Source organism: Paenarthrobacter sp. PPS72 (assembly GCF_048537125.1).
Taxonomy (GTDB): domain Bacteria; phylum Actinomycetota; class Actinomycetes; order Actinomycetales; family Micrococcaceae; genus Arthrobacter; species Arthrobacter nitroguajacolicus_E.
In genome coordinates, this window is the sequence record NZ_JBLYIE010000049.1 from 91,342 (window position 1) to 103,511 (window position 12,170).

Genomic DNA, 12,170 nt, shown 5'->3' on the forward strand with positions numbered 1-12,170 from the left:
GTCACCACTGACAGTGTTGGCATGAACAACGCCGGGCTGAGACACGTCTCGGGACATGGCACGAAGAGGCGCAGCGGACGCCGCTCTCTTCGTTTGCCTATCCCGGATCTGCTTCATGTCCCTACTCTCGCAGGGGGCACCGACATTATTAGACGCCTCTCCCGGGACTGAGACTGAACCATCCCGGCCTTGTCCGCGTCTTCACATCAGGGGAAGATAATCGACATTCGTCGGGAGGGCCACCATGACTCAGCTTGGCAAGTTTGAAAAGTACTTGATCGAAGAGTTCTATGACGACTTTCGGTCTGGGGACATGTCGCACACGACGTTCACCAGATGAGGTTCCCAGGACAACGGACCCGATGCCAACGCCTTCGCCCGCAACATCGTCGGCATCTGAAACAGGATCGCCGGGGCCAGCGACGACGGCCGTTCCCAATGCCAAGAGCCCCTTGTCCATTCCTGAAGGCGCTGCGGGACTGAATACAGCGACAGTCACCTTTGATTCAGGAGGCACGGAAATTACCGGCTATCTTGCGAGGCCTGAAGGCGGACAACAAGGGCCCGGCGTCCTCATCTGGCACGAAAACCGTGGGCTCACACCGCACATCCAGGACGTCGCCCGTCGCTTCGCTAACGAAGGCTACGCGGCGCTGGCGCTGGACCTCCTCAGCAGGGAGGGTGGCACGGCGGGCATGGATCCCGATGCCGTCCCTGGCGCTCTGACTCAGGCCGGCGCCCAACGTCACGTGGACGACTTCAAAGCAGCCTTCCAGTACCTCAACGGCCAGGACTTCGTCGAAGAGGGCCGGATCGCCATGGTGGGTTTCTGCTTCGGCGGCGGCATCACGTGGCAGGCAAGCACCGAGATCCAAGGACTGAAAGCAACATCCGCCTTCTATGGTCCAGCCCCGGATCCAGCGAAAGTCCCCACCATAAGGCCTGCGGTCCTTGGCGTCTACGCAGAGAACGACGCACGCATCACCGGCGCGATGGCCCAACTCCAGGAGGCCTTGGACGCCTCAACAGTCAAGCACCAGCTCAAGGTCTATCCGGGAGTGGACCACGCGTTCCACAACGACACCGGTGAGCGCTACGTGGAGGCCCAGGCAATCGCAGCATGGAACGACACCCTGGCGTGGTTCAAGGACAACGTCTAAGCCGCCAAAACCGGGAACTACCCCTGCAACCGCGCAGCCTCACTGGCCAACTCGGCCTCCAAAGTCTCGATGCTCGGCAGGCTGGCCACCAATTCGTCGGGCAAGGAATCAGCAAGGGAGGTCTTCCACTCCGCAATGCCCACGGGAGCGTTGAATCCACGCAGTGCATACTCCGCCACCACGCTGTTTTTCTCCTTGCACAGCAGCAATCCGATGGTGGGCTTGTCGTCCGGATGCGCCATGAGATCGTCCACGGCTGCCATGTACATGCCAAGCTGCCCTAGGAAGCCGGGTTCGAACTTCACGGCTTTCAGTTCAATCACCATGTAGCAGCGCAACTTCAGATGGTAAAAGAGCAGGTCAGCGAAGAACTCGTCACCGGCAATCTCCAGCCGGACCTGCTCGCCCACGAAGGCAAAGCCTTGGCCCAACTCCAGCAGGAATTTCTCCACATGTTTCACCAACTGCAGCTCCAAGTCGCGTTCGGTGTGCCGATCACTCATGGACAATAAGTCGAAGACGTAGGGGTCTTTGGTTGCCTGCTGCGCGAGGTCCGAATCCGCAGGAATCATGGTGGAGGCAAAGTTGGTGATGGCCTGCCCTGATCGCTCGTGCAGGCGCGTCGAGATCTGGTGGGTCAACACGTTGCGCGACCATCCGTGTTGGGCAGCTGCCGCCGCGTACCAAAGGCGCGTGGCGGCGTCGTCGAGCTTTTCCAGAAGCGCGATCTGGTGGTACCAGGGCAAGGTTGCAAGCGGCGCTTGCAACTTTGGGAAGTCCGGCCATGCCTGCGCGAAGCTCTTCATGTACCTCAGGTTCCTGGGGGAGAAGCCTTTCGCTTCCGGGAAGCGGGTCCGGATGTCGGCAGACAAGCGCGTGACAACCTTGGCTCCCCAGCCTTGCTCGGATTCACGTTCGGCGAGCTGCCGGCCGATGCTCCAGTACGAATTCAACAACTCGCTGTTGGCGGCTGCCAGCGCCCGGGTCCTGCCGACACGGACCTCTTGAGCCACAGTCTGGAGCAGTGTGGGGTACCAGTCGGGCATGGACGGCGCCGCCGGGACACCCGGAAATGATGCTTCGGTGGCGAGCTCTTGGGACGGCATGGTGCTCCTGTCGATTGCTGTTGTGATCACGCTATGGCGAGGCACTGACAAAATAGACAGGTGAGTGAAGCCGGTGAATTCGTGGACTACACCCTGCAGATGGAGTCCACTTGGGAGAAAGCTGCAGAGGCCAATGAGCGTCTGAGCGGTAGCTTGAAGGTATACGGCGCGTCCGTGGGTGCCGTACGGGGAACTGTGAGGGATGCGCTCAAGCGGTACAAGAATCTTGACCACGACCAAATCACTGCTTTGAGCTCGGAACTGTGGGCCGAGCCGGTCTTCGAACGGCGACTCGCCGCGGTGGTTCTGCTGCAGGCCAAAGTAGGGGTCCTGATCAACACCGACCTCACCCGCATTGAAGGTTTCATCAGGCAGGCCGGCACACGGGAGCTGGTGGATCCTCTGGCGGCAGACGTTGTGAGGCCGTTGATGGCGAGGCTGGAGGGACTGGCGAAAGAACGCGCTGAACGTGTGCTGGGGCGCTGGGCTGCAGACCCGGACCCGGAACTACGTCACGCAGCGGCCCTGGCGACACGCGCCGCCACCTCTTGATAAGCACCAGCGACCCGCCTAGCGTTTCCCTCACCACATGCCAGTGAATTGAGAGGCAGGCTAATCGATGAAATCGCTGTGGTTGGACCGGGAAACCCGCTTCATGTCCGACTCCGTCCCCGAGGAAAAGCACTTTGACACGATAGTGGTGGGCGCCGGGCTCACCGGAATGGTGACCGCCCTCTTGTTGTCCAGGTCCGGCCAACGGGTGGTGGTCTTCGAGGCCCTAACACTGGGTGCAGTGACCACCGGCAACACCACAGGCAAGTTGAGCCTCCTCCAAGGTGGGGCGCTTTCGGCTTTGCACAGTCAGTACTCGTTGAAAGTGGTGCAGGCTTATGTGGAGGCCAACAAGAGCGGACAGGCGTGGCTGACACAGTACATGGAGCAGCAGGGCATCCCGTACCAGCGCCGGACTGCCGTGACCTTCGCAACCACCGACGACGGCGGCCAGAGGCTCCGCAAGGAGGCCGCGGTTTCGCGGGACGCAGGTTTGGACGTCCACTTCAGCCGTGATCCGGGTTTGCCATTCCCCGTTGTGGAAGCGCTGGAACTCGAAGACCAGGCCCAGATCCACCCCATGGACGTGCTGGAAACGCTCGCGAGGGACATCCGCGAGCACGGCGGTCTCATTGTGGAGGACATGCAGGTTCAGAACGTGAGTTCGGAGCAACCCATGGAGGTCTCCACCCGCAAGGGATCTTTCACTGCCGACACTGTGGTGATAGCCACGGGTATTCCCATCCTGGACCGCGGACTGTACTTCGCCAAGCTTGAACCCAACCGGTCCTATGCTGCGGCGTTGAAGGTCCCGGGTGATATTCCGAAAGGGATGTATCTGTCCATCGATTCACCCACCCGATCCCAGCGCACCCAACCAACACCCGAGGGGGAGCTGCTCCTGGTCGGCGGCTATGGACACACGGCGGGCCGGGCGAAATCGCCCAAGTCGCACTTGGACGAGCTGCTTGGCTGGGCCACGCAGCATTATCCTGGAGCCGAGGTCACCCACACCTGGTCAGCGCAGGACTACCAAGCCACCAACCTGATGCCGTTCTTCGGCAAACTTCCCCGCGGCCACGGACGGATATTCTTCGGCACGGGCTACAACAAGTGGGGGATGAGCAACGGGGTAGCGGCAGCCCTGTCCATAACCTCGGACATCCTGGGCGGCCAGTCAGACTGGGCGAGCGTCATCCATCACCGGGTTACCTCACCCCGGGGAGCGCTCCAAGCTGTCCGCCTCAACGCCGGCACCACCAAGCGAATGGTGGAGGATAGGGCAAAAATCAAAACCAATCCCGAAATTACGGATCAAACGCGTCCGGCAGAAGGAACCGGCGTAGTGGGACTGTACAAGGGTGAACCGGCAGCAGTATCCACCGTGGACGGCAACGTTTGCATGGTTTCAGCGAGTTGCGCGCACCTGGGTGGAATCGTCAGTTGGAACGACGCCGAAAAATCGTGGGATTGCCCCCTTCACGGTTCGCGCTTCACCCCCGAGGGCAAATACCTTGAGGGCCCGGCCACGCATCACCTGCAGAAGTCGCCGGTCAAGTCGCCGGTCAAGAAGAAGGACTAGCTCAGCCGATCGACGCGCCGCTGGGCTTGATCCGCGGCGCGTCGTTGCTGCGTTGCGGCCCGGACGGCACGTTTCTTCTCTGATTCGGCGGATTCCCCATCGCGGGTGATTCCTATGAGTTCGGCTTCAAGGGCGGCAAGGCGCTTCTTCACGTCGTCGATCTCGGATTTGAGGTTTGTTCGACGGTCGGCCAACTCCTGGACAGCGGCCCACGCCTTCGATGCTTCCGCTTCTGCTTCCTTGGCTGCTTCGTCGGCTGCTTCGAATTCCCTGCGGGCCTCTTCCAAGGCTGCTCGTTGTTTAGCGGCACGCCGATCGGCCAGGGACGTCGCTTCGTCCTTGGAGGATTTCTGTTTGGACGCTTTCTCTTGGGACGGAATGGCTTTGGGAGGCGGAGCGCTCTTGGAACGTGGTGCTGCTTCCTTCCTGGCTGCACGCTGCGCTGGCGCGTCTCCATCTTCGGGGCGGGCTTCGTCGTCGGGACCAGCCGCTGCGATGGCGCCTGAAAGGTCCACTGCCTCGAAGCCGCTGCCACTGAGCCCCCGCACCAGCCGGCCTGTTCCTACTGCGGCAGCGGCGCCGGCATCAGCCATGGCTGCCCGGAACGTCTGCTCAACGTCGGATGCCGCTGCAGCACTGAGAGGAGCGCCAAGCTCGGATGCAAGATCCTTGGCCGCGTGGACGGCTGCTGTCAGTTGGCCCTGGCGTTGCTGTCCGAGTTCGCGAAACGCTTCTGCGTCGCCCTCCTCCTGGGCGGTTCGCAGCGAAACGCCAAAGCGTACGACGCCGTCAATCACCTCGGGCTTGTGAACGGCCAGCATGTTAATGGCCCAGGCGCCGGCGGCCGGCTTGGGGAGACTGCCAATCTCTTTAGCCAGGTCCTTCTGGCCGGCATCCTTCGCTTTGCGGACCAATGCAGTTCTTTCAGCCGTGAAATCACGGGGTGTTTCGGCGTACAGCTCCTGGGCGGCGTCGCGGAGGTCCATGCACTCATCCTATTGTTTTGCCATCATCAGGGGCTTTGCACCCGCTCCGATGATTGCGAGGCGTTGCCAGGGACCGAGTCTTCATCCGCGCGATGCTTAGGGTAGCCTAAGTCGAGTGGATCAGATCATGAGTTTGCCTTTCGGCGTCGCAGTCGCGGCGCTCTTCGCAATTGTCATGATCCGCGTCAATGCCACGTACTGGATCGGGCGGGGAGCGGTGGCCGGTCTCGCGCGTACGCGCTTCAGTGATTCTTTGGAGCGGCCCAAAGCAGCCCGTGCTCAAGCCCTGATTCAACGCTGGGGACCGTACGCCGTCGTACTCTCTTTTCTGACCATTGGGCTCCAAACGGCCATCAACCTCGCTGCCGGTGCCGCGCGCATGCCGCTTCGGCGGTACTTGCCGGCCGCAGTAGCAGGTTCCGTCATCTGGGCGCTGCTTTACGCCACCATTGGTCTCGCTGCTTTGGAGGCCTGGCTGGCGGTAGCAGCTGCCTCACCGCTTGGCGCGGCAGCGGGAGTCGCGGCCTTGGCGGGAATCGTTGTCTGGGTTCTCGTGGTCCGGCGGCGTCGGGCGAAGGCCAAATCAGCGGATACAGTGGTCTGAGTTCTACAGCTGGATCGGCGAAAGGCCTGGGTTGACTACTGCATTACCGGAACTGGCGGACGGCGATTTTTACTACGAATCGTTGGGCGAGGGCCGCTACAGGTCCACTATCCACGCCCAAGGCGCGTGGAATCCCCACGAACAACACATGGCTCCCGCTTCGGGCATCATTGCCGATGCCCTGGTTCGCCACGAGCCACGGGATGATGTCCGCCTGGCGCGGATCAGCTACGAAATCCTCGGTCTGATTCCCGGCGGGGAGTTCCAGGTGACCACCTCGACGCTGAGGCCGGGAAGGACCATTGAACTTATCCAGGCAGAGCTTTCGGCGGGCGGCCGTGTGGCCACCCGTGCTGCCGCCTGGCGTATGGTCACCAGTGACACCAGCGCTGTGGCCGCAGTGGAAGACGAGCCCATGCCGGCCCCCGATGAATGCAAGCCATGGGATGGCGCCAGTGTTTGGCCGGGGGGATACATCCGGTCCTTGGAGATGCGCATCGCCGAGGGACACCGTCCAGGGTCCGGTAAGGTGTGGATCCGAACATCCCATCCGCTGACCCAGCACAACGACAGCACCGATCTTGCCCGTCTCATGGGCTTGGTGGATACAGCCAATGGCATCGCGGCCCGTGTTCCACCGGGCGAAAACAGCTACATATTTCCCAATGTTGATCTTCAGATCCACATGTACCGTGCTCCGTCGGGCGAATGGTTGGGCTTGGATAACAAGGTCTCTTTCGGAGCCGACGGGATTGGCCTGACATCCACTGTGCTCCATGATGTCAACGGACCCTTCGGGCGGGCCGAACAGATCCTGATTCTGAGGAAAAGCTGATGGGCGGCCCGGAAACAGCGTCACGCCAGCTCACGGTATATCGTCAGAAGGAGTCGATGGGCGCAGCGGGAGACCTCGACTTCGCTTTGGAACTGCTTCAGCGGGCCCGTAACGGAAAGCTCGGCCCGTCGCTTCGCCTTTATCGTCCGCAGCCTACCGTTGCTTTCGGCCAGCGCGATGCCAACCTGCCTGGTTTTCAGGCGGCCGAGGAGGCCTGCCGCGAGCTCGGTTTCGAACCCCTGATACGCAAAGCCGGCGGTCGGGCTGCCGCGTATCACCAGGGCACCTTGGTGATAGATCATATTGAGCCCCACCCTGATGCAATTGTGCGCGCCAAAGCCCGTTTCTCGGAGTTCGGTGAGCTGCTGGCCGGTGCGCTTCGCAGCGTCGGCGTCCACGCCGCCGTCGGGGAAATTCCGGGGGAGTACTGTCCTGGAGAGTTCAGCGTTCACGGTGAGGATCCTGATTTCCCTGCCCACCGCATCAAGCTCATCGGCACAGCCCAGCGTGTCGTCTCCGGAGGATGGCTGTTCAGCTCAGTGATCGTTGTGGAAGATTCCAAACCCATCCGCGAGGTCCTGACTGCAAGTTATGCTGCGCTCGGCCTTGAGTGGGATACAGCCACGGCTGGCGCTGCTAATGACCTGCTGCCGCATCTGGACGTCAGTACCGTGGAGGATGCCGTGATTGAGGCTTACCGCGGCTACGCAGACATCCTCGACGGCGACTTCCGGGCTTTGCTGAGCGAGTCACCGCAGGTCAGTTGAGCGTGTCGGTGCCCGGGTTTAGTCTGAGGTAGAAAGGTTTCCCCAGCACGCGGATCGCGGTGGAACAATGGGCCGGAAGAAGCACCCACTTGAGGATTCTGACGTGGATATCAGCGTCAGCCCACCCAAGCGTTCCACAGCCGGGTTGCCCAGCCTGAGCGAAACACTTCCGCACGCCATGGCTGACATGGGTCCGTCCCGGGCATGGAAGACACTACGGGCCGTCAATCAAAAGGACGGTTTCGATTGCATGAGTTGCGCTTGGCCCGACCCCCCGGAACGTAAAACAGCTGAGTTTTGCGAGAACGGTGCCAAGGCCATCGGCTGGGAGGCTGAGCCACTGAAGATTCCCACACAGTTCTGGGCCGACACCAGCTTGAGCACTTTGGAATCCAAGTCCGAGTATTGGCTGGGTCAGCAAGGCCGGTTGGTGGAGCCGGTCTTCAAGGCTGCCGGGTCTGATTACTATGTACCTGTCAGTTGGGACCGGGCGTTTGAGGTCATCGCGCACGAGCTGAACGGGCTTGAAACCCCGGACCAAGCGACGTTCTACACCAGCGGCCGGACCAGCAACGAGGCGGCATTCCTCTACCAGCTGTTTGTGCGGGCGTTCGGAACCAACAACCTTCCGGACTGTTCGAACATGTGCCACGAATCCACTGGTGTTGCCATGGGAGAGACCATCGGAGTGGGCAAATCAGCTATCACTTATACGGACTTCGCCAAAGCCGACCTGATCATCATCATGGGGCAGAACCCGGGTACCTGCCATCCCCGGATGCTCACGGCGCTGGAAGAAGCGAAGGAAGCCGGCGCGGAGATCGTGGCCGTGAATCCCTTGCCTGAGGCTGGCCTGATCAACTTCAGGAACCCGCAGAAGCCACGCGGACTGATTGGCAAGGGCACAGACCTGGCCGACCAGTTCCTCCACATCCGCATCGCCGGGGATATGGCGCTGCTCCAGGCTCTTTCCAAGCGTGTCCTGGATGCCGAACGGGCTGCTCCCGGAACAGTGCTGGACCGCCCGTTCATTGATGAGCACTGCCAAGGCTTCGTTGGCCTCGCCGCGCATCTGGCAACGTTGAACGAGCGCGATGTCCTCAGGGCGACTGGGCTCACCAGCGCGGACATTGATGAATTGGCCGGCAGGTATCTCCGCGCGGAAAAGGTCATCGTTACATGGGCCATGGGTATCACCCAGCACAAGAAGGCCGTGCCCACCATCAAGGAGATCATCAACCTGCTCCTGCTGCGCGGCAACATCGGTAAGCCCGGCGCGGGGCCCTGCCCCATCCGTGGGCACAGTAACGTCCAAGGTGACCGGACCATGGGCATCTGGGAGAAGATGCCGCCATGGTTCATGGAGGCAATACACCGGGAATTTGGCTTTGATCCGCCCCGGAAGCCGGGCGTCGATGCTGTGGACAGCATCAGGGGTATGCGGGATGGAAGGATACAGGTTTTAGTGGCGTTGGGCGGCAATCTGGTTCATGCCATTTCTGACACCGCGGTGGCTGAAACGGCCATACGGAAAACGCGCTTGTCCGTGCAGATCTCAACCAAGCTGAACCGGTCCCATGCGGTGGTGGGTGAACAGGCGCTGATCCTGCCCACGTTGGGGCGAACGGAGATCGACAGGCAGGGCGGTGTCGAGCAGTTCGTCACTGTGGAGGACACCGTCTGTGCTGTGCACCGCTCGGCGGGCCCCTTGGAGCCGATTGCCCGGGAAGTCTTGTCCGAGGTGGCCATCGTCACCCGCCTTGCCCAAGCTGTCCTGGGGGACAAAGTGCCGGTGGACTGGGACGGGCTTGGTCGCGACTACGACGCTATACGGGACCACATTTCCCGTGTGGTGCTTGGGTTTGAGGATTTCAATGCCCGCATTCGTGCTGTGGATGGCTTCGTTTTGCCGCACGGTCCAAGGGATAGCAGGACCTTTCCCACGCCATCAGGCAAGGCTATGTTTTCGGTCAATGAGCTTGAGGCAATCGTGATTCCCAGTGGCCGCCTGCTCCTCCAAACGATCCGGTCGCACGATCAGTTCAACACCACCACGTACACCATGAATGATCGCTACCGTGGCATCAAGAAGGGCCGCATGGTCCTCCTGGTGAATCCGTCAGACCTGGCGGAGTTGGGTTTCGAGGACGGCGGTTACGTGGACGTACACAGCGAGGCCGACGACGGCGTGGACCGTGTCCTGCGTCAGCTGCGTTTGGTCTCGTACCCCAGTGCCCGGGGCTGCGTTGCGGCGTATTACCCGGAGGCCAACGTCTTGGTGCCGTTGGATTCGACGGCCGAGGAGAGCAACACTCCTGCCTCCAAGTCGGTGATAATTCGGCTTGAGCCAGCTGCCGCCCCGGTGTACGGGACAGCAGCCGGCTAATGCGAGCGACGCCGCGGATCTGCTGGCGACCGGAGTCAGTGACCCCGTGCGATCCATTCATCCAGGTGGGGCTTCTCCGCGCCGATGCTGGTGGAATCGCCGTGTCCGGTGCGCACCACGGTTGCCTCCGGCAGGGGGAGGAGCTTGGTCCGGATGGACTCGATGATGGTGGGGAAGTCGCTGTAGGAGCGTCCTGTCGCGCCGGGGCCGCCTTGGAAGAGTGTGTCGCCGCTGAAGAGTGTTTCTTCGCTTGGCAGGTGGAACGAGACAGACCCGGGCGAGTGCCCGGGAGTGTGGATCGCTTTGAGTGTTGCACCGGCAACGGTGAACTCGTCGCCGTCAACGATTGCCACATCCGGATCAATCTCGGGGAACACTGCCCGCCATAGCATCCAGTCTTCCTGGTGCAGGTGGATGGGCGCTTTGACGAGTTCCCAGAACGCGCCTGCGGAACTGATGTGGTCGTCGTGGCCGTGTGTCAGCAAGATGGCTTTGACCGTACGGCTGCCCACGGCCTCGCGAATTGCTTGGGGGTTGTGGGCGGGGTCGATGACGATGCATTCGGAGTCGTCCCCGATGATCCAGACGTTGTTGTCCACGTCCCAGGTTCCGCCGTCAAGGGAGAATGTCCCGGAGGTGATGACGCGATCGATCGTGACGTTGCCGGCGCTCACAGCTCAACCACCGAGCGCAGCACGGCGCCTTCGTGCATTTTGTCGAACGCTTCTTCGACCTGGTTGATGGTGATTCGCTCGGTCACGAACGCGTCCAGGTCCAGTTTCCCTTGCTTGTAGAGGTCCACCAGCATGGGGAAGTCCCGTGAGGGCAGGCAGTCGCCGTACCAGGATGACTTGAGTGATCCGCCGCGGCCGAAGACGTCCAGGAGCGGCAGTTCCAGGGTCATCTCGGGTGTGGGGACGCCCACCAGGACAACGGTGCCTGCGAGATCACGGGCGTAGAAGGCCTGCTTATAGGTTTCGGGACGTCCAACGGCGTCGATCACCACGTCTGCACCGAAACCGCCTGTCAGTGCGCGGATCTCTTCGACGGGGTCGCTTGTGGAGGAATCGACGGTGTGGGTTGCGCCGAGTTCCTTGGCACGCTGAAGCTTCTTGGCATCTATGTCGACCGCAATGATGGTGGTGGCGCCTGCGAGCGCGGCGCCGGCGATGGCTGCTACGCCCACACCGCCGCAGCCGATGACGGCAACCGAGTCGCCTCGCTTGACGCCGCCGGTGTTCAGGGCCGCGCCCAGCCCTGCCATGACGCCGCAGCCGAGCAGTCCGACGGCGGCGGCATCGGCGTCGGGGTCTACCTTGGTGCACTGTCCGGCGGCGACCAGGGTCTTTTCGATGAACGCGCCGATGCCGAGGGCGGGGGAGAGCTCCGTGCCGTCCTCCAAGGTCATCTTTTGGGTGGCGTTGTGGGTGTTGAAGCAGTATTGGGCTTGGCCGCGGTTGCAGGCCCGGCAGTTGCCGCAGACTGCCCGCCAGTTGAGGACGACGCGGTCGCCGGGGGCGACGTCGGTGACGTCGGGGCCCACTGCGCTGACTACGCCGGTGGCTTCGTGGCCGAGCAGGAACGGAAAGTCGTCGCTGATGCCGCCGAGTTTGTAGTGGAGGTCTGTGTGGCAGACACCGCTGGTGAGGATGTCCACCAAGGCTTCGCCTGGGCCGGGTTCGGGAACCAGGATGGTTTCCAGGGTTGCGGGTTCGCCTTTGGAGCGGACGATTACACCTTTGACTGCGTGGACCATGGAGATGTTCCCTTCGGGCACTCGGAGAGCAGGCCTTTATATGCAAACGGGCCCGCTACGGATTCCCATTCTGTCTATCACAGGTGACAGACAGGTTGTGGATTGTTCCGTGCGGGCCCGCCCAGGTGCGGTTATGCGTAGAGCCGGTGGCTAGACAGTTACCAGGCGCTTTTCAACTTCGGAGGCTGAGGGGTTGGTGGCTGCGGTTCCGTCGGGGAAGAGCACGGTGGGGACGGTTCGGTTGCCTCCGTTGAGCTGCTCGACGAGTTCGGCGGTGCCATCGACTTCTTCGATGTTGATCTCGGTGTAGCCGATGCCTTTGGCGTCCAGCTGCTTCTTCAGGCGGTTGCAGTAGCCGCACCAGGTGGTTGAGAACATGGTGATGGTGCCGGAGTCGGGAGTGAAGTCCACAGAGCTCTCCTCAATGTTGATCGTT

Annotated in this window: 12 protein-coding genes; 7 read left to right on the forward strand and 5 right to left on the reverse strand. The window is 61.7% G+C overall.

Going from position 1 to position 12,170, the window contains the following annotated elements; genetic code table 11:
- Positions 1 to 362: 362 nt before the first annotated feature.
- Positions 363 to 1,160 carry a dienelactone hydrolase family protein gene (locus tag ACLRGI_RS18080; RefSeq protein WP_419202928.1) on the forward strand — a complete coding sequence of 266 codons (798 nt, stop codon included), beginning with the start codon at positions 363 to 365 and terminating at the stop codon, positions 1,158 to 1,160.
- Positions 1,161 to 1,177: 17 nt separating this feature from the next.
- On the opposite strand, the gene ACLRGI_RS18085 is transcribed toward ACLRGI_RS18080, so the two are convergent.
- The gene (locus ACLRGI_RS18085; protein WP_419202929.1) at positions 1,178 to 2,266 is read right to left on the reverse strand and encodes a PDDEXK nuclease domain-containing protein; all 1,089 of its coding nucleotides are present in this window, start codon (positions 2,264 to 2,266) and stop codon (positions 1,178 to 1,180) included.
- A 60-nt stretch (positions 2,267 to 2,326) separates the two neighbouring features.
- Between ACLRGI_RS18085 and ACLRGI_RS18090 the strand changes: the two genes are divergently transcribed.
- Both ACLRGI_RS18090 and ACLRGI_RS18095 read left to right on the forward strand, forming a co-directional pair.
- Positions 2,327 to 2,818 carry a DNA alkylation repair protein gene (locus ACLRGI_RS18090; RefSeq protein WP_419202930.1) on the forward strand — a complete coding sequence of 164 codons (492 nt, stop codon included), beginning with the start codon at positions 2,327 to 2,329 and terminating at the stop codon, positions 2,816 to 2,818.
- A gap of 67 nt (positions 2,819 to 2,885) precedes the next feature.
- Entirely contained in the window at positions 2,886 to 4,400 is a 1,515-nt protein-coding gene (locus ACLRGI_RS18095; RefSeq protein ID WP_419202931.1) for an FAD-dependent oxidoreductase, read from the forward strand.
- On the opposite strand, the gene ACLRGI_RS18100 is transcribed toward ACLRGI_RS18095, so the two are convergent.
- Complete coding sequence (locus ACLRGI_RS18100; protein ID WP_419202932.1) at positions 4,397 to 5,386, reverse strand: coiled-coil domain-containing protein; 990 nt, start codon at positions 5,384 to 5,386, stop codon at positions 4,397 to 4,399. The genes ACLRGI_RS18095 and ACLRGI_RS18100 overlap by 4 nt on opposite strands.
- Before the next feature lie 115 nt (positions 5,387 to 5,501).
- Between ACLRGI_RS18100 and ACLRGI_RS18105 the strand changes: the two genes are divergently transcribed.
- From ACLRGI_RS18105 to ACLRGI_RS18120, 4 genes are all read left to right on the forward strand, one after another.
- Entirely contained in the window at positions 5,502 to 5,990 is a 489-nt protein-coding gene (locus ACLRGI_RS18105) for a DedA family protein (protein WP_419202933.1), read from the forward strand.
- A 31-nt stretch (positions 5,991 to 6,021) separates the two neighbouring features.
- Positions 6,022 to 6,825 carry a thioesterase family protein gene (locus ACLRGI_RS18110; protein ID WP_419202934.1) on the forward strand — a complete coding sequence of 268 codons (804 nt, stop codon included), beginning with the start codon at positions 6,022 to 6,024 and terminating at the stop codon, positions 6,823 to 6,825.
- On the forward strand, positions 6,825 to 7,592 hold the full coding sequence (locus tag ACLRGI_RS18115; protein WP_419202935.1) for a lipoate--protein ligase family protein: 768 nt from the start codon (positions 6,825 to 6,827) through the stop codon (positions 7,590 to 7,592). Before ACLRGI_RS18110 ends, ACLRGI_RS18115 begins: the two co-directional genes overlap by 1 nt.
- 67 nt (positions 7,593 to 7,659) lie before the next feature.
- Positions 7,660 to 9,978, forward strand: a complete 2,319-nt coding sequence (locus ACLRGI_RS18120) for an FdhF/YdeP family oxidoreductase (RefSeq protein ID WP_419202936.1) — start codon at positions 7,660 to 7,662, stop codon at positions 9,976 to 9,978.
- Between the two features lie 35 nt (positions 9,979 to 10,013).
- Here ACLRGI_RS18120 and ACLRGI_RS18125 read toward each other — a convergent pair whose 3' ends face one another.
- The 3 genes from ACLRGI_RS18125 to ACLRGI_RS18135 all read right to left on the reverse strand — a co-directional run bounded on the left by ACLRGI_RS18125 (position 10,014) and on the right by ACLRGI_RS18135 (position 12,145).
- The gene (locus ACLRGI_RS18125) at positions 10,014 to 10,652 is read right to left on the reverse strand and encodes an MBL fold metallo-hydrolase (protein WP_419202937.1); all 639 of its coding nucleotides are present in this window, start codon (positions 10,650 to 10,652) and stop codon (positions 10,014 to 10,016) included.
- Entirely contained in the window at positions 10,649 to 11,734 is a 1,086-nt protein-coding gene (locus ACLRGI_RS18130) for an S-(hydroxymethyl)mycothiol dehydrogenase (RefSeq protein WP_419202938.1), read from the reverse strand. Before ACLRGI_RS18130 ends, ACLRGI_RS18125 begins: the two co-directional genes overlap by 4 nt.
- A gap of 150 nt (positions 11,735 to 11,884) precedes the next feature.
- Positions 11,885 to 12,145 (reverse strand): mycoredoxin, encoded by a 261-nt coding sequence (locus ACLRGI_RS18135; RefSeq protein ID WP_026542441.1) that lies wholly within the window; start codon positions 12,143 to 12,145, stop codon positions 11,885 to 11,887.
- Positions 12,146 to 12,170: the final 25 nt, after the last annotated feature.